This is a genomic window from Sphingomonas sp. Leaf407, from assembly GCF_001425385.1.
Classification (GTDB): Bacteria; Pseudomonadota; Alphaproteobacteria; order Sphingomonadales; family Sphingomonadaceae; genus Sphingomonas.
Genome location: NZ_LMQO01000001.1, coordinates 1,354,806 through 1,371,626, shown reverse-complemented (window position 1 = coordinate 1,371,626; position 16,821 = coordinate 1,354,806). Strand labels below are relative to the sequence as shown.

General features: G+C 70.3%; 13 protein-coding genes. 1 reads left to right on the top strand and 12 read right to left on the bottom strand.

Annotated features, from left to right (window positions below):
* The first annotated feature begins 101 nt into the window (after positions 1–101).
* Positions 102–1,268: a nucleotide sugar dehydrogenase gene (locus ASG37_RS06180; RefSeq protein ID WP_055757006.1), complete on the top strand. Its 1,167-nt coding sequence runs from the start codon at positions 102–104 to the stop codon at positions 1,266–1,268.
* On the opposite strand, the gene ASG37_RS06175 is transcribed toward ASG37_RS06180, so the two are convergent.
* From ASG37_RS06175 to ASG37_RS06120, 12 genes are all read right to left on the bottom strand, one after another.
* Complete coding sequence (locus ASG37_RS06175) at positions 1,240–2,454, bottom strand: glycosyltransferase (RefSeq protein WP_055757005.1); 1,215 nt, start codon at positions 2,452–2,454, stop codon at positions 1,240–1,242. The two genes, ASG37_RS06180 and ASG37_RS06175, sit on opposite strands and share 29 nt — an antisense overlap.
* Positions 2,454–3,461 carry a glycosyltransferase family 2 protein gene (locus ASG37_RS17610; RefSeq protein ID WP_156349265.1) on the bottom strand — a complete coding sequence of 336 codons (1,008 nt, stop codon included), beginning with the start codon at positions 3,459–3,461 and terminating at the stop codon, positions 2,454–2,456. Before ASG37_RS17610 ends, ASG37_RS06175 begins: the two co-directional genes overlap by 1 nt.
* Positions 3,461–4,666, bottom strand: a complete 1,206-nt coding sequence (locus tag ASG37_RS06165) for a Coenzyme F420 hydrogenase/dehydrogenase, beta subunit C-terminal domain (protein ID WP_082448608.1) — start codon at positions 4,664–4,666, stop codon at positions 3,461–3,463. Before ASG37_RS06165 ends, ASG37_RS17610 begins: the two co-directional genes overlap by 1 nt.
* Positions 4,663–5,826, bottom strand: a complete 1,164-nt coding sequence (locus ASG37_RS06160; RefSeq protein ID WP_082448606.1) for a polysaccharide pyruvyl transferase family protein — start codon at positions 5,824–5,826, stop codon at positions 4,663–4,665. Before ASG37_RS06160 ends, ASG37_RS06165 begins: the two co-directional genes overlap by 4 nt.
* A complete protein-coding gene (locus ASG37_RS18225; RefSeq protein ID WP_055756999.1) occupies positions 5,823–6,434 on the bottom strand; it encodes a CatB-related O-acetyltransferase in 612 nt (203 codons plus the stop codon). The genes ASG37_RS06160 and ASG37_RS18225 overlap by 4 nt, the downstream gene beginning before the upstream one ends.
* Positions 6,431–7,738: a lipopolysaccharide biosynthesis protein gene (locus tag ASG37_RS06150; RefSeq protein WP_162233485.1), complete on the bottom strand. Its 1,308-nt coding sequence runs from the start codon at positions 7,736–7,738 to the stop codon at positions 6,431–6,433. Before ASG37_RS06150 ends, ASG37_RS18225 begins: the two co-directional genes overlap by 4 nt.
* Positions 7,725–9,023 carry an O-antigen ligase family protein gene (locus tag ASG37_RS06145; protein WP_055756995.1) on the bottom strand — a complete coding sequence of 433 codons (1,299 nt, stop codon included), beginning with the start codon at positions 9,021–9,023 and terminating at the stop codon, positions 7,725–7,727. Before ASG37_RS06145 ends, ASG37_RS06150 begins: the two co-directional genes overlap by 14 nt.
* 10 nt (positions 9,024–9,033) lie before the next feature.
* Positions 9,034–10,203 (bottom strand): glycosyltransferase family 4 protein, encoded by a 1,170-nt coding sequence (locus ASG37_RS06140; RefSeq protein ID WP_055756993.1) that lies wholly within the window; start codon positions 10,201–10,203, stop codon positions 9,034–9,036.
* A 58-nt stretch (positions 10,204–10,261) separates the two neighbouring features.
* Positions 10,262–11,569 carry an SGNH/GDSL hydrolase family protein gene (locus ASG37_RS06135; RefSeq protein ID WP_055756991.1) on the bottom strand — a complete coding sequence of 436 codons (1,308 nt, stop codon included), beginning with the start codon at positions 11,567–11,569 and terminating at the stop codon, positions 10,262–10,264.
* Positions 11,566–11,991 (bottom strand): hypothetical protein, encoded by a 426-nt coding sequence (locus ASG37_RS06130; protein WP_055756990.1) that lies wholly within the window; start codon positions 11,989–11,991, stop codon positions 11,566–11,568. The genes ASG37_RS06135 and ASG37_RS06130 overlap by 4 nt, the downstream gene beginning before the upstream one ends.
* A 102-nt stretch (positions 11,992–12,093) precedes the next feature.
* Positions 12,094–14,550 carry a PepSY domain-containing protein gene (locus ASG37_RS06125; protein WP_055756988.1) on the bottom strand — a complete coding sequence of 819 codons (2,457 nt, stop codon included), beginning with the start codon at positions 14,548–14,550 and terminating at the stop codon, positions 12,094–12,096.
* Positions 14,551–14,566: 16 nt separating this feature from the next.
* On the bottom strand, positions 14,567–16,726 hold the full coding sequence (locus ASG37_RS06120) for a TonB-dependent siderophore receptor (RefSeq protein WP_235525313.1): 2,160 nt from the start codon (positions 16,724–16,726) through the stop codon (positions 14,567–14,569).
* Between the last annotated feature and the right edge of the window lie 95 nt (positions 16,727–16,821).

Sequence of the window (16,821 nt, the reverse complement as noted above, 5' to 3'; positions counted from 1 at the left end):
GTCGGTCCCACCGGACCGGCGGCTTTTTGCTGTTTGCAGCACGGCATCACAGACCCTAAGCGAACGCGGCCGGGTCAGCCGGCGACATACGGGACACGCGCATGAAGATCGTCGTTTTCGGGCTGGGCTATGTCGGCATGTCGAACGCGGTGCTGCTGGCACAGCACCACCATGTCGTCGCGGTCGACATTTCGGCCGAGCGGGTCGCGCTGGTCGAGGCGCGCCAGTCGCCGATCATCGACAAGGAACTGGACGAATTCCTGCGCGACCGTCCGCTCGACCTGACCGCGACGCTCGACGGACAGGCGGCGCTGGCCGGCGCGGACTATGTGATCGTCGCGACGCCGACCAACTATGACGAGCAGACCAACAAGTTCAACACGACCTCAGTCGAGGACGTCATCGCGCTGGCGAGCCGGACCGCTCCGCAAGCCACGATCGTCGTCAAGTCGACCGTGCCGGTCGGCTTCGTCGACGATGTGCGCGCGCGGCTGAACGCGCCGCAGGTGATCTTCAGCCCCGAATTCCTGCGCGAAGGGCGCGCGCTGCACGACAATCTCCACCCGTCGCGGATCATCGTCGGCGAACGCTCGCAGCGCGCGAAAATCTTCGCCGACCTGCTGGTCGAGGGGGCCGAAAAGACCGACATCCCGGTGCTGTTCACCGATTCGCGCGAGGCCGAGGCGATCAAGCTGTTCGCCAACACCTATCTCGCGATGCGGGTCGCCTTCTTCAACGAACTCGACAGCTATGCGATCGCCGGCGGGCTCGACACGCGGCAGATCATCGAGGGGGTCGGCCTCGATCCGCGGGTCGGCATGCACTACAACAACCCGAGCTTCGGCTATGGCGGCTATTGTTTGCCCAAGGACACCAAGCAGCTCCTCGCCAATTATTCCGAGGTGCCGCAGAATTTGATCCGCGCGATCGTCGACGCCAACCGGACACGCAAGGATTTCCTCGCCGACCAGATTCTTGCCCGCAAGCCGGGCAAGGTCGGTATCTTCCGCCTGACGATGAAGGCGGGATCGGACAATTTCCGCCAGTCGTCGATCCAGGGGATCATGAAGCGGATCAAGGCGAAGGGGATCGAGGTCGTCGTCTACGAACCGACGCTGGCCGACGACCAGTTCTTCGGGTCGCGCGTCGTCCGCGATCTGGCGGGGTTCAAGGACGCGTGCGACGTCATCATCGCCAATCGCAACGACCCCGAGCTGGCCGATGTCGCCGCCAAGGTCTTTACCCGCGACGTGTTCGGCGCGGACTGAGCGCGGCCATCCCCTCGGCCAGTGCCCGCGCGATGGTGGCGTGGCCGAAATGGGTTTCGATCAGCGCGCGGCGGTCGTGGGGTCGTTCTCCGCTGCGGGCCGCACGGATCGCGGCCACCAGCGCGGCGGCGAAGCCTGACGGGTCGTCGGCGAGGATCAGGTGATCGACGACGGCGGGCGGCAGGCCGCGCGCGCCCTTGGCGGTCGTGACGACCGGGCGACCGCTCGCCAGCATGTCGATCGTCTTGATGTTGACGCCGCTGCCGTGGTGGATCGGGTTCATCAACACATGCGCCCGCCCGACCAGCGGCGCGACCGCCGCCGGATCGGGCAGGGTGTCGATTCCCGCATCGCCCAGTTGGCCCAGCAGCGCGGACGGCGGCGAGCGGCCGGCGATCACTACCCGTACATCGGGCAGCGCGTCGCGGACGAGCGGGTGGACATGGCCCAGATACCACGCCAGCCCCGCCTGATTATTGGGGCTCGACAGGCTGCCGACGAAGAACAGGTCGATGCTGCGCGAGCCATCGGCACTATGGCTGGCGATCATCGGGTCGGGCTGCGGCGGCAGCCAGCGATTGTGCGCGATGCCCCGGCCACGCCACCAGTCGCGGTCGTCGGCCGAAATCTCGAACACCTGCGCGGCATCGCGTTGCAGCGCGGTTTCGAACCGGCGCATCCCCAGCACATTGGCGGCGATGCGCCAGCGGGTCCGGCCGCGCGCCAGCCGCGCCTGTTCGGCAAGATAGCGGTGCTCGATATTGTGTGAGCGATAGAGCAGCGGCACCCCCAATGCCCGTGCCAGCCAGCGGCCGAGCGCCCCGGCGTGGATGCCGTCGACCCAGACACAGTCGGGTGCCGCCACCCGCGCCCGCAACCGGTCGAGCAGCGCGTGGCGATCCCCTGCGGTCGGCCAGCGCCCGGCGACCTGCGACGGGAAACGGGCAAGGTTGGCGACCCGCCGCCAGCCCCGGTCGATCGGCAGCACCTCCAGCGAGGCGGTGCGCCGCGCCGCCGCCGCCACGTCCGCGTCGCGCAGCACCGGATCGAGCCGGCCGCCGGTCCATGCGATGGCGTGGACCTCATGCCCCAAAGCGTGGAGCGTCGCGAGCCGGCGCGAAATGTCCGATCGCATGCCGTTGTTGGCGGGAAACGGAAATTCCTGAAACAGCGCAACGATCCGCATCAGCGCGGCGCCCGCACCCGGCCGGTCAGCGCCCGCACGGCACCGATCGCCCGCCCGGTCCGGCCGCGCAGCAGCGCGCGACCGGCTTCGCTCAGGATGCAGGCGGCGACCCATGGCACGCGGCGCTGCGCGAACCGGCGCGCGCAGGCGAGGCGGCTGCGATAGAGGAAGCCGGTCGACTGTGCGGACAGCCCCTGCGGCGTCGATCCGGCGGATGCGCCGATCTTGTGATACACGATGCTGTCGGCGGCGATGGCGACGCGGTAGCGCGGATGGCCGCGCAATGCCCAGTCGGCTTCTTCATAATAGAGGAAATAGCGCTCCTCCATCAGCCCGACATCGCGCAGGAAAGCGGCGGTGACGAGCATCGACGCGCCGATCGGGTAGCAGCGTTCGTGTGGCCGAACCGGATCGACCAGCATCGCCGCCGCCGGGTCCGATGCGGCGACACCGATGCCGAGATGTCGCCCCTTGAAGCTGCGCAGGTCGAGCGCGCCGGCATAGCCCTGTAGCCGGCCGGGGCGGTGATATTCGACCAGCACCGATCCGACGAGGCCGATCGCGGGATCGCTGTCGGCAAGACGGACCAGCGCGCCCAGCGCGTCTGCGGCCACGACGGTGTCGTTGTTGAGCAGCCACGCATGGGTGCAGCCGCGCGTCAGTGCCCAGCGCAGGCCGACATTGTTGCCGCCGGCGAAGCCGAGGTTGCCGCCGGTGCGGATCAGCAGCAGCTCGGCATCGCCGCCCTCGCCCCGTTCGGCGGCGGCCCGGTCGAGGATCGCCACCCCATGCGGGCGACGCTCGCTGAGCGACACCGGACTGTCGGGCACGTCGGGGGTGGGGGTTTCGCCGCGTGCCCATGCGGCGATCCGCTCGACCGATCCGTCGTGCGAGGCGTTGTCGCACACCACAATGCGCGCGGGATGATCGAGCGCGAGACAGGCGCGGATGCAGGCGATGCTGTCGCGCCAGCCGTTCCAGTTGACGAGGATGACCGGGACCATCATCAGCCCGGTTGCCCGCGACGCGCTCGGCGGAAGGTGCCGATCAGGTTGCGCACCAGTTCGAGCGGCGATGTCGACAGCGTCAGCCGGAGCAGCGCCAAGCGGGCGAAGCGCGGCCCCCGGCCACGCGCCGCCCAGAGTGCCACGCTGCGCACCAGCGCATTGCGTTTGCGCGTCGCCTGATAGGGCTGCATCCGCGCGATCTCGCGCACATCCAGCGCTTCGGTCGCGACCGTGCCGGCGGCCACCGCCTGCGCCAGCAGCGCCACACCGGTGGCGGTGCGCGCGACGATCAGGCTGCGGCCATCGCGTTCCGAAAAATCGGGATAGCCCGAATCGCCGACCCATGCATCGGCGCAGGCGATGTCGGCGAACTCGCCGGTGCCGTCGGGGCAGATCTTGCAACGGAACTGGAGATGCTGGTTGAGGATGCCACCCCAGCTTTCGGCATAGGTCATGCTCGCCTCGCTGCCGTCGTGGCGGCGGGCGCGGGTCAGGCCGGGCCAGCCGTCACCGCGATACTGGAAGCGCGCCACCGCTTCTTTCGCGACGTCCAGCGCCGCGAGGACGGCCTGCGTGCCCCGCCGGCTGGGGACACCGGCGCAGAAGAAGGCGAACATCACCGGGATCAGCCGGTCGATGCGCGGGTCGCGGGTGGCCATGCGGCGCAAGGTCGCGACGTCGCACGGCTTGCCGATGAACGCGAAGCGACGCCCGGCGGCCAGATGCCGTTCGAGATCGGCGAGCGGCGCGGACGGCGCATAGCGCGACCCGGCGGCGGCGAGGATCGCGTCGCGGTCGTCGCGCGGCGCGGTGCGGTTGCCGATCGGATCGTCGGGATCGGCGGCGGTGGCGAGGACGAAATCGACCGCGCCGCTTGCCACCAGATGGATCGCCAGCGCCGACAGCACCCCGCCCGACGACCCGCGAAAACGCACCTCGGGATCGGTCGCATGGCCGGTCGCCAGCGCGCGGATCGGTCCCCATAGCGGGTGATAATCGGCCGGGCGCGGGTCGTGCGACAGCGCTCGTCCGGCACAAACCCGGTCGAGCGTGGCACACTGCGCCGGCGCGAGCGGCACGACGGTCGGGCGGAGAAAGCCGGCGGGATCGAACGCCATCGCCAGCCCCGGCGTATCGATCGCCGCGACGCAGCCGCCGCAACCGGTACACAGCCCGCTCCCGACGATCGCATCGATGCTGCTCATGGCAGTTCGCCGAGGATCACCGCCAGTCGCGCCTCATAGGCGTCGAGCCGCTCGGCGGCCAGCGTGAGGCCGGGCCGGATCGCGGCGGCCAGCGCGTCGCGCCCGGCAAAGCCGGCGAGGATCGTGGTAAAGGCGTGGTCGGTATCGGCTACGCGGCCGTCGACGAAATGCGGATAGCCGAGCGTGCCGAACAGCCCGTTGAACTTGCGGCTATAGGCGATCGGCACCACCGGCACCCCGGCCGAAAACGCACCGATGCAGGCGTGCATCCGCCCGCCGACCACGAAATCCAGCCCCGCCATCCACGACTTGGCGGCGCTGGCATCGGTGAAGCGCGGCGGCGCGACGATCGCCGGATAGCGTGCTTTCAGCGGCACGATGAGGCTGACATCATCGTCGTTGCCAGCCGGCGCAGCGACATGCGGGATCAGATGAATTTCCACCCCCGCCGCCAGCCAATGCTCGATCAGCCGGTGGGTGAGCGCGGCATAGTCGAGCGTCAGCGCGAAATCATTGCCGCCGCGATAGCCGCCACGATAGAGCAGGCCCGAGACGTTCAGCCCGACGCGCGGCGCGCCATCGCTGCGGACGGGACGGGCGAAAGGCAGGCGGAAGGCGACGTCGATGAACGTGCCCGTCTCGCAAGCCAGACCACGACCGGCGAGATACCCGGCCGAGAGCGTATCGCGCGCATAGACCGCCCGCGCGCGGCGCATGATCGTATCGGCCAGCCGCCGCCGCCATGGCGAGGCGAAAGGGCCGATCGTCTGCGGGGCCAGTACCAGCGGCTTGCCCAGCGCCAGCGTGGCGAGCTTGGTCCCGGCGTGGAAGGCGAAGCGGCGGCCGCCGTACAGGTCGGTCCAGCTATCGCCCTCGCCGATGTCGACCACCAGATCGGCGTCGCGCAGTACGCTCAGGAACGGCGAACGCCCGGTCAGCGCCGCGCGCGGGCTGGGCATCGGCCCGATCGTCACGTCGTCGGGCAGGACCACACCGTCACCCGGCGCGGCGCAAAGCGTGGTGAAGCGGACCTCGCGCCCAATCCGTGTGGCGGCGGCGCGCAGGATGGCGATATTCGACAGGGTCAGCGCATCGATGCCGAGGTTGCCATGGCCAATCGCATGCCATGGCAGCGCGATGTGGAGCGGACGGGCCATCATGCCCCTCCCGCAAAATAACGGGCGGGATCGAACGCAAGGCCGGGCTGCTTGCGGACCAGCCGGCGCAGGTCGTCGGGCGTGCCCTCCCACCAGCGGGTCGCCTCGACCGCGGCGATGGTCGCGGCGTCGAAGCGCATCCGCAGCAGCCGCGCCGGGTTGCCGGCGACGATGGCATAGGCCGGGACCGGGCGGGTGACGACCGCGCCGGCGCCGATCACCGCACCGCGCCCGACGCTGCCGACGCCGGGCAGCAGGATCGCGTCATGACCAATCCAGACATCGTCGCCGATGGTCAGGGTTGCGGGCGCAAGGGTGCTGTCGTCAACGACGCCCAGTGCCTCGTTGTAGAAGTACGGGGTGAGACCGAGAAAGCCGAGCCCATGGTTGCGCAGGAACATCCGCGCGCCCGACGCGACCGAACAATAACGCCCGATGGTGACGCCCGGCGGCACCCGCGCGAGATCGAAACAGCCGTAGCTGTAGAGGCCGACCGTGACGCCGCGTGCCGCGAACCGCTTACGCAGCGCGCTGCCGGTCAGTTGCTCGGCCAGCGTCGGCTGGCCACGCCAGAGACGGCGCAGATCGTCGATCCATCGTGCGATGCTCATCCCCCGACCCACGCCCCCCATGCCAGCCCCCCGGCGACGGGCGGCACCATCAGCAGCACCGCCGCCACGGCGCGATCCGCCCGGCCGCTCCGCCACAGGACCGCCCCCAGCCCAATGAACGTCCCGCCGCCGATCGCCGCCAGCGCCCATGCCGTTACGCCAAGTCCGTGCCCCGGCACCAGCAGGATGATGGCGATCGTATATCCCAACAGCGTCGCGATCTGGACGAGGATGCGCGGACCGATCCGGCCGAGTGCTGCAAGCTGGATACCGAAGCCCGCCGCCGCGAACCGCAGCATCGCATAGGCGGCGAACCCCGGCCACAGCGGCAGCAGCGGATCGAACGCCGGTCCATAGAGGTGGCGCGTGACGAACGGCCCGAGCAGCGCGAAGCCGATCCCGCCGATCAGCCCGAAGCCCGCGAACTCGATAGTGATCCGGCGTGACTGGCGACGAAAGGCGTCGTCGTCGCCGCGCAGCGCGTTCGCCGAGAGCGCGGGCAGGTGGACGCTCGACAGCACGACCGCGAACGGCACGATCACCTGCACCAGCCGCCCGCCCGCCTGATAGATGCCGAGGTCGTGCGCCGACAGCAGCAGCGCGAGCAGCAGCACGTCGACCTGCCCGGTCAGGACGGTCAGGATATTGTCGACGGCATAGGGCGCAGCCTGGCGCAGCGTGGCACGGATAGCGTGCTGGCCGGGGCGATGGTCACGGTGGAACAGCGCGCGCAGCCGCAACCGGGTAGCGACCAGATACGCAAGGCGGGTCAGCGCGAAGGCAGCGGCAGTGGCGAGCGTGTCGTGCGTCACCATCGCGACCGTCGCGGTGATGGCGAGGATGCCGATGCTGGTGGTGACGACCAGCCCCGCTTCGGTGGCGAAGCGGCGGTGCGCCCGCGCGGCGACCAACGTCAGATCGGCGAAGGAATAGGCAAGCGTGCCGATGAAGACGAGGAGATAGACGCCGGTATCCCCCGCCGGCACCGTCCACAACGTCAGCGCCGCGCCGGCGGGAAAGGCAAGCGCGACCAGTATCGCCTTGGTCCTGAGCGCATCGCCGACGATCTCGCCCGACCGCGCCGGATCGGCCGCCGCCAGCCGCAATGCCGAGGTGGCGAGGCCATAGTCGGTCGCAAGCGCCACCAGCGTCGCATAGGCGGCGGCGGCGGCGAACCCGCCGAACCCGGCGGGGCCGAGCGCGCGGGCCAGCACCATGAAGGTCAGCAGGCCGACGCCCATCCGCGCCAGCGTGGCGGCGAGCATCAGCGCCCGGTCGCGCCGGTCCGGTTCAGCCTGGCGCATGTGGCGGCCGCCCGGCATGGGCGACGAACACCCCCGCCGCGAGATAGGTGAAGGTCAGCATGTCGTCGATCGCGACGATCGAGAGGCCGGCGGCATTGCCGCAGACCAGCGCGGTCCAGAAGCCGAGGATGCTGCGCCGTCCGGGATCGCGCGCGCCGATCGCCAGCCGCGCGCCGGTAAGCACGATCGCCAGCGTCATCAGCGCGTAGAGCGCGAGGCCGACCAGTCCGTGATCGACGGCCAGCACGAGATACTGGCTGTCGACCGTCAGCACGTCGTTGCGGCCGACGACGCCGGCATGATATTTGGCCTGCCCCCCGCCATATCCGGCGAGCGCACGCTGGTCGAGCGCGGTGCGGGCACGCTGGAACTGAAGCGCGCGGACCTGCGTGCTGGCGACCTCGCGGCCGTCGGTTCCGGCGATCAGGTCCTGTGCGGCGTCCACCACGACCGGCAGCGCGATCAGCGCGCCGACGCCCGCCACGTTCAGCACCAGCAGCCGGGCCGGACGCCGCACGTCGAACTGGCGCAGGACGCCATAGACGATCAGCGCCACGCCGAACACGATCAGCGGCGAGCGCGATCCGCACAGGACCAGCGCCACCACGATCGCCACCGCCAGCAGCGTACCGCCCAGCCGCCGCGCCATGCCACGGCTCAGCAGGTAATGCAGCGACAGCGGGGCGAGCACCGCCATCGCCTGGCCATAGACGATCGGATGGGCGAAGCTGGCCTTGATGCGGAACCCCGACGCGGCGTCGGACGAGGCGGAGGCGATCGCGCGGAGCTGGTTGGCGTCGCCCGCCGCGATGCGGTTCAGTCCAAGCGCGGCAAGCAACGGCTGGCCGCTGGCATATTCGATCAGACCGAAGCCGGTGGCGGCGATGCCGGCGATCAGCAGCACGGTGGGGAACCGCGCCATCGCCACCGGATCGGCGAGGAACACCATCCCGATCCACAGCCAGCCGGTGGTGAAGACGAGGTCTTGCACCGTCTCCATCAGCGATGCCGCCGGGGTGAGGCCGGTCAGGTCGGTCAGGATGCGCCATGCCGACCACGCAACGACCGCGAGCAGCATCGGCAGGGTATGCGCCATGCCGCGCGCGACGATCGCACGGGTCGCCCCCGAACCGAGCAGCGCGACGACGGCGCCGACCAGCATCGGCAGGGTGATCGCGGTATAGCCGCTCACGCCCTTGCCCGCGACGTTCACGAAAAAATAGCGCGGCCACAGCAACGCGACCGTGGTCGCGAGCAGAAAGCCGTTCCTGCCGATGTCCCCCACGGCCGCGATCCTACGCCTGGTCGCGGCGCATGTCGCGGGCGCTTTGTGGTGGCAACCATGATGCGATCGTCGTGCGCAGCGCGGTATCCATGATCGCGGTCGCGAAGTGGGTGCCGAACCGGTCGAGCGCTTCCGCACCGCGCCGGGCGATCTCGGCCGGATCGTCCTGCGCGGCGGCGATCGCCCGGGCCAGTGCCGCCGGATCGTTCGGGGTAACCAGCCAGCCCGAATCGCCATCGGTGACGATCTCGATCAGGCCGCCGTGCGCGGCGGCGATGACCGGGCGGCCATGCGCCATCGCCTCGATCGCGACTCGCCCGAACGGTTCGGGCAGGCGCGAGGGCACGATGCACAGGTCGGCCCAGCCATAGACCCCGCCCGGATCGTCGCGGAACGGCTCCAGCGTGACGCTGTCCTCCAGCCCGTGCGCGGCGATGGCGGCGGTCAGCGCGGCGACGGGTTGGGGGGTGTCGCGGTAGCTGCCGCCGACGATGCGCAGGCGGATCGCCGCCGTCCGCCCGGCGGGCAGACGGCCAAGCGCCTCGATCAACAGGTCCTGCCCCTTCCAGTCGCTGATCCGGCCGAGCATCGCGAGCCGCAGCGGGCGTTCTGGGGTGAAACGGGGCGGCAGGTCTGGTGCCGTTGCGCCCTCCATCGGATCGACGCCGTTATGGATGACGGCGTGACGCTGGTCGGCAAGGGTCGCGAAGATGGCGCGGGTCGCCGCCGAATTGAAGATCAGCCCGGCGCGGCTCCAGCGCAGCAGGCCGCGGAGAATCGGCAGCGCGCGCGGCTTGGGAATTTCGCGGACATGAATCACGCTGCGCCCCGGCATCATCCGGGCGGCGGCGGTGAAATCGGCAATGACGATGGTATTGATATAGACCAGATCGGCGCGCGCCATGTCATAGGCGGCGGCGGCCAGATACCATGGCGCGGCGACCGTCGCCTTGCCCAGCGTGCGGACGGGCGTGGCGAGGCGCAGGACGCACAGGTCGCGCACGCGGACCCGGTCGGCGACATCGGCGAGCGCGGTGCCAAGCGGCCCGTCGACCGCAAGCAGCACGTCGATGCGCGCATCGGGCCAGCCGTCGCGCAGGCTCCGCACCGCCTGCAGGAAGCTCCGGTCCGATCCGTAGAGTTCGGCGCCCTGATGGACGCAGAGAAACCGCTTCGCCATCCATGCCCCCCAGCTTGCGATGCGATACCGTATCCTATCGCGCCGCAAGCCTCCGGGATCAAGCGGCGCGATAGCCGGGGCGGCAATCGGCCATGCGATCGAGCGCGGCGCGCAGCAGGTTGGCGAGGATGGCGTTGCCCGCGTCGCCGGGGTGGATGCCATCGGGCATCAGATTTGCCGGCGGCACGCTCTGCCCCTGCGCGTCGGGCGGGCCGGACAGCGCCTCGGCGAAGTCGCACACCATGCCGCCGCCACGCGCCATCGCCGCCGCATCGGCGCCATAGGCGCGGCGCAGCGCGTCGCTGGCGCCATAGGCGCGGACACGCGGGTCGGTCGGCGCCCATGTGAATGGCAGGACGGGCACGCCGGCGCGTTCCAGCGCGGCGGTCGCCTCCGCCGCCTGCAACCGCATCGCGCCGACCTGCGCCGGGGTGATCGCCCCGCCAGAGGCATTGTTCGGCGATCCGAGGGGCACGACCGCCAGCGACGGGCGCAGGCCGAAGGCGATCGCCGCCTGCACCTGTTCGGTGGTCTGCGCCATCGCATGGCCCGACCAGCCGAGGTTCGACCATTCGAACGCGATCCCGCCCGGATTGCGCGACGCGGCGACACAGGCGGGCAGGCCGAACCCCTCGTTCAGATAGGTGCCGCGCCCTTCGGCGATGCTGTCGCCGAAGCCCATCACGCTCACCACCTTGCCGCGCGCCAGATATTCGAGGCCGACGACCGGCGATCCGGTGGCGGCGATGCTGTTCGCATCGGTCATCCCCGCCCAGTTGGTCGCCGACACGCCGATCTTGGAGCGCATCCGGAACAACCGGCCCGAGGGGTGCGCGTCCCAATTGTCGAACCGGTCGGTGCCGTTGCCGAGCAGCACGACGTTCCCGCTGCCATCGGCGAGCGACAGTGAGGTGCGCACGGCATAGAGCGCGCCGCCATGACCGTCACCGCGCGGCACCGAGGGCAGCGACACCCACGCGCTGCGATAGAACACCCGCCGGCCTGCCGCCCCTGCGGGCGCGAACTGCGGGATGGTCCCGCCGGACGGCACGCAGTCGGGCACCGGCACCAGCACCGTCTCACCCGCCGGGATCTGCGCGATCGAGGCGACGCTGGCGGCGGTGACGGTGGCGCGCGGCGTCACCGCATCGCCCGACACCGTCTGGCCGAACGCAAACAGCACGCGGATCGCCTCGGCCGGCGCGGCGAGCGCGATCAGCGTTTCATAGGTGACGACATCGGTCGTGACCGGCCGGACGTTATAGATGCGACCGCCGAAGATGCGGGTGGCGACCCGCTGCGGCCGGACGAGTGCCGGCATGGCGGCACGGACAGCGAGCGCGCGGGCAAGGCTGTCGATGCTCATTGGCGCACCTCATAGCCCAGCGTGCCGCCGGTCCGTTCGAACTGCAGCCACCATGCCGCGCCCGCGACGCTCTCCTCGCCGACCGGTTCCTGCGCGTTGGCGGTGAACACGCCCCAGTCGCTGCCGCCGATCGTCAGTGGCAGCGGGGTGGCAGCGGAGTCGCTCGCCCGCAGTACGCGCACGGTGCCGCGCCAGTCACCGGTCAGCGCGATCCAGATCGTCCGCCCGGGCTCGGGCAGGAACGGGCCGATCAGCCCGGTATCGCTCGCTTGCCCGACCAGTGCGACGGTATCCGCCGGGGGCAGGGTCGTGCGCACCGGCAGCGGCGTCGCGCGCGTCACCGCTGCCGGTGCGCCGCCGCGATTCCCGAAACTGAGCGCCAGTTGAGGGACGAACCCCCCGGGAGCTTCGATCGTCGTCATGCCTTCCTCCTCGATGTTCGCTGTATGTTCCAGCGAACGTCGCGTGTAGGAAAGTGGTTTTTAGGGAGCGGCATTTTCTTTCCGCTCCCACGATGAGTCCGATCAATACACGTCGCGGCGGTAGCGGCCTTCCTGCGCCATCGTCTCCAGCACCTCGTCGCCGAGGATCGCCCGCAGCGCGGCGTCGACCGCGCCGGCCATGCCGCTCAGGCTGCCGCAGACGTAGATCGCCGCCCCCCGCGCCGCCCAGTCGGCGATCCCGTCGGCCGCCTCGGCGACGAGATGCTGGACGTAGCGGCCGCACTCCGCATCGCGCGAGAAGGCGAGATCGAGGCGGGTAAGCGTGCCTTGCGCCTGCAACGAATCGAGTTCGGCGGCATAGGGCCGGTCGTGGGCGCGGGTCCGTTCGCCATAGAGCAGCCATGCCGGCGCACCCCCAATCCGCGCACGGGCACGCAGATGTGCCATCAGCCCGGCGATGCCGGTGCCGTTGCCGATCAGCACGATCGGCACATCGTCCGCCGCCGGCGCGAAGCCGGGGTTGTCGCGGACGCGCAGCGCGATCGTCCCGCCGAGCGGGGCGACCCGCGTCAGCCAGCCCGATCCGAGGCCGAGGCCGCCGTCGGGGGCAGGGCAGGCGCGCACCAGCAGTTCGGCCGCGCCCGATTCGGCGATCGAGGCGACCGAATAGTCGCGGTGCGCCAGCGGGCGGAGCGGGGCGGCCGGATCGTCGGGCAGGACCTTGTCGACAAGCGATGCGCGCAACGTGGCATCGTCGTCCCGTCCGGCCGTGGCGAGCCAGCGGTCGACCCGTGCCGGATCGTGTCGCGGCATCACTTCGGCGATCGCGCCGGGTTGCCAGGCGACCGGCACCTCCGGGGTCAGGATGACGCGGAACACCGGCGCGCCGGGGCTGCCGGGATTGACCTGCTCGCGCGCGGTGAGCGTCCAGCGGCCATAATCGGCACGCTGCCAGTCGGGCTGGATCGCATGGCCGGCAATCGCGGCCAGTTGCTGCTGCCAATGGCGTTCGGCGTCATTGTCGGCGCCGTCCACCTCGACCCGGTCGAACAGGCGTCGCCCGCCACTTCGGTGCAGCCACGCATCAACCCGCTGACCGAACGCGCAAAACTCGGGATATTGCCGGTCGCCCAATGCCAGCACCGCATAGTCGAGCTGCGCGAGATCGGCGGGCGCTGCCATTACGCGCCCCTCGAAGCGGCGGGCGCGGTCGGGGGCGTGGCCCTCGCCATAGGTCGCGACGACGAACAGCGCGCGGCGCGCCTGTGCCAGCGTGGCGGGATCGAGATCGCCCAGCGCGGCGATTTGCGCGCCGGGAAAGGCGGCGGCGGACAGGCGGGCAAGCCGTTCGGCATTGCCGGTCTGCGAGGCGTGGACCACCAGCAGGTCGTGTCCGTCGCCCCCGGTCGCGACGGGCAGGCTCGCCGCGACCGCCGCCAGCGCGCGCTTGCTCCGCCGCCGCGCCAGATAGAGCAACAGCCCGGTGATCGTGAACAGCGGCATCGTCAGGCTGGTCAGCAGCATCACGATCCGGCCGGGCAGGCCGAAGAACGATCCGGTGTGCAGCGCGTAGAAGTTCGCGGCGATCGTCTCGCCTGCCCCACGCGCCGCATAGCGTTCGGCCTTCACCAGCGCGCCGGTCGCCACGTCGAAGCGCAGTTCGTCGGTCATCCGGTCGAAGCGCGCGCCGCGTGGCAGCATCCGCATCGTGACCGGCGCATCGCCGCTGGGCACGGTGATGGTGACGCGGTCGTAGCGCGCGCCGTCGCTCCCGAGGAACGTCGCCCATGCCGGGGCGAGCGCGGGGGCGGGGCCGTCCGCCTCCGCCCCACGCCGCTCGCGCTCGTTGCCGGCCTTGCCGGTCAGGACATAGCGTGCGCCCTGCTTGTACCAGTCGTACGACCAGGTAAGCCCGGTCAGCGCGCTCAACAGGTAAAAGACCAGCACCCAGCCACCGACGACGGCATGCAGCGCGCGGTAGAGGTTGCGCCCGGTCTTGCGCAGGTCGAGCACCAGCCACGCCCGCCAATCGAGCGCGCGGCGTGGCCAACGCAGATATAGGCCGGACAGCGCGAAGAAGATCAGCGCGATCGCCGAAAAGCCGGTGATCTGTCGTCCGATCCCGTTTGCCCCGCCGGGCAGCGCCAGCCAGCGGTGCAGATCCTCGACGAAGCGGAAGAAGCCTTCGCCCACGGGATGGGGCAGCAGCGCTCCGCTGCGCGGATCGATATAGCGCGTCTCGCCGCGCCGTTGCCCCTTGGGCGGGGCGAAGGTGACTTTTGCCGCCAGCGTCGGATCGCGCTGGAGCGTCAAGCGCGTCACCTTCCCGCCATGCGCACGCAACGCTGCGGCGACCAGTGCGTCGGGCGCAAGCGGTGGGGCGGCGGCGGGCGCGAGGGTGACGATGCCGGGATTGAGCGCGGCGACGATCTCGTCCTCGAACGCGATCGTCGCGCCGGTGACACCCATCACCGCCAGCACGAAGCCGGCGGTGATGCCGAGGAACCAGTGGATCTGGAACAGTACGCGGCGGGTCATCGGGTACGGTCTCCGGTCACAGGCGGAAGCGCAGCGTGCCGATCGCCCGGCGCGGGTCGCCGATCGCGACGCCATATTGGTTGATGGCGGAAGTGTAATAGGTCGTATCGAAGAGGTTGCGCAGGTTGAACTGGAGCGTTACCGCGCGTCCGCCGAGCCGCAGGTCGTAGCTGACGAACGCATCGGCGATCTGATAGGCCGGCAGGAAGAAGCTGTTGGCGCTGTCGCCCGCGCGCCGCCCGACATGGCGGCCACCGCCGCCGATGCGCAGGCCATCGCCGCCGGCAACCGGCCCGACGTCATAGACCAGCGACAGTGACGCGGTGTCGGGCGCGACATTGGCGAGCATATTGCCGGCGAACAACGGGTCCTCCGTCGTACGGGCGCGGGTATGGGCATAGCTGCCGATCAGGCTGAGCGCGTTCGTCACCTGTCCCGCGACATCCAGTTCCACCCCGCGCGACGCGGCGCGGCCGGCGGTGCGGAATTCGGTGAGTGCGGTCGCCGGGTTGAGCTGCGACACCAGCACGTTGCGCTTGTCGATGTCGTACAGCGCCAGCGTGGCGGTGATCCGGCCGGGCAGGTCGAGCTTCGCGCCCGCCTCCAGCGAACGGCCGCGTTCGGGGGCGAAGGCGGCGGTGATCGTCGTGCCCCCGGCCAGCGGCGCGATGGTCGAGGTCGGGCGGACCGAGCGGGTATAGCCGGCATAGAGCGAGAACACCGGCGTCGCGCGCCATACCAGCCCGGCCTGCGGCACCACGTCCCATCCCGACAGGTCGGTATTGGCGGTGAACGGCCGCCCGCGCCCGGCGCGCTGGTCATACCCCAGCAACCGCCCGCCGGCGATGACGATCAGGTCGCCGATCGTCACCGAATCCTGCGCGAACAACGAATAATTGTAGAGCGTATCGGTCTGGTCGCTGTCGCTGGCCGACACGGTCGACGGAAACGGCTCGCGGCCATACACCGGGTTCAGATAGCTGAACGCGCCGCCGCGCACCGCCTGGCGGATCAGGTCGCGGCGATAATAGCGGCGATATTCGCCCTCCGCGCCGATCAGGATCTTGTGTTCGACGCCCAGCGCGGTGAAGCCGCCGTCGACATAGGCTTGCGCATAGGCGTCGGTGCTGACCGAACCGATCGTCGCGTCGTTGCTGCGCGTCAGCGTGCCGCGCGCGGGATTGACCCCGGTGACGCGGAGCTGCCCGGCGTCATAGCGCTCGCTGTTGAAGCTGGTCGCGAGATGCGCGCTCCACCCGCCGCCCAGCCGATGGTCGACCGCAAGCTGCACCAACTGGCTGTCGCCGGTCATCCGGTTGTTCGGTTCGTCCAGCCGTCGCCGCCGGGGCACCGCCAGCGGGGTCAGCGTCACCGGATTGAGCGAGGTGCCGCGATCGAACGGCGTGTCGAATGTCCGCAGCTCGACCCACAGGATCGCCTGCGTGGCCCCGCCATACCAGCCGAGCGACGGCGCGATCAGCGTGTCGCGCCGCTCGCCGAAATTGCGCCAGTAATCCTCTTCCTGATGGTCGAGCACCAGCCGTCCGGCAAGATTGCCGGCGATCCGCCCCGTCACGTCGCCCATCGCCTCCAGCCCGACGCGCCCGGCGGCATGGGCCGACCCGGTCAGCGCGACGCTGCCCTGCGCGTCGAGCAGCGGCTTGCGGCTGACGAGGTTGATGACCCCGCCGGGGTCCATGATGCCATAGAGCAGCGAGGCGGGGCCTTTGAGCACCTCCACGCTCTGCGTCGCGGCGTTGAACGCGCGGCCCTGCACCACCGGCATGCCGTTGTGCATCACCGATCCGTCGCGATTCGCCCCGAACCCGCGCTTGAACACCGTATCCTGCGTCGCCGCCAACGTGTTGCCCTGGGTGATGCCGCTGACGTTGGCGAGCACGTCGTCGAGGAAGCGTGGGCGCTGGTCGACGATCACCTGCGCGGGAACGATAATGACCGCCTGCGGCACGGCGAGCGGCGAGGCGGCCGAGCGCAACGTCGAGGCATCGGGCACCGGCTGGTAGCGATCGTCCGCCGCCGCCGGGGCGGGGGAGGCGCGGCCGGTGACGACGATGTCGCGCTGCGCATCGGGCAGGTCGACCGGTCCGGCATGGCCGGGTGTCGCCACCGCCGTCAGCGCCAGCGCGAGCAACTGCTGCAAAGGAATATCGTACACCAAGTTCAAATCCCCCGAGCGCTGCCGCCTAGCGGACATGCGAAAGCTTCGCAATAGCAGGATTGCCGTGCGCTCGGGATCGATACGGATCGATA

Bases quoted from the DNA above. Each gene is read 5' to 3' on its own strand.
- ASG37_RS06130 (WP_055756990.1), bottom strand. From the start codon at position 11,991: ATGACGACGATCGAAGCTCCCGGGGGGTTCGTCCCTCAACTGGCGCTC.
- ASG37_RS18225 (WP_055756999.1), bottom strand. From the start codon at position 6,434: ATGAGCATCGCACGATGGATCGACGATCTGCGCCGTCTCTGGCGTGGC.
- ASG37_RS06165 (WP_082448608.1), bottom strand. From the start codon at position 4,666: ATGAGCAGCATCGATGCGATCGTCGGGAGCGGGCTGTGTACCGGTTGC.
- ASG37_RS06180 (WP_055757006.1), top strand. From the start codon at position 102: ATGAAGATCGTCGTTTTCGGGCTGGGCTATGTCGGCATGTCGAACGCG.
- ASG37_RS06160 (WP_082448606.1), bottom strand. From the start codon at position 5,826: ATGATGGCCCGTCCGCTCCACATCGCGCTGCCATGGCATGCGATTGGC.
- ASG37_RS06175 (WP_055757005.1), bottom strand. From the start codon at position 2,454: ATGCGGATCGTTGCGCTGTTTCAGGAATTTCCGTTTCCCGCCAACAAC.
- ASG37_RS17610 (WP_156349265.1), bottom strand. From the start codon at position 3,461: ATGATGGTCCCGGTCATCCTCGTCAACTGGAACGGCTGGCGCGACAGC.
- ASG37_RS06150 (WP_162233485.1), bottom strand. From the start codon at position 7,738: ATGCGCCAGGCTGAACCGGACCGGCGCGACCGGGCGCTGATGCTCGCC.
- ASG37_RS06135 (WP_055756991.1), bottom strand. From the start codon at position 11,569: ATGAGCATCGACAGCCTTGCCCGCGCGCTCGCTGTCCGTGCCGCCATG.
- ASG37_RS06125 (WP_055756988.1), bottom strand. From the start codon at position 14,550: ATGACCCGCCGCGTACTGTTCCAGATCCACTGGTTCCTCGGCATCACC.
- ASG37_RS06140 (WP_055756993.1), bottom strand. From the start codon at position 10,203: ATGGCGAAGCGGTTTCTCTGCGTCCATCAGGGCGCCGAACTCTACGGA.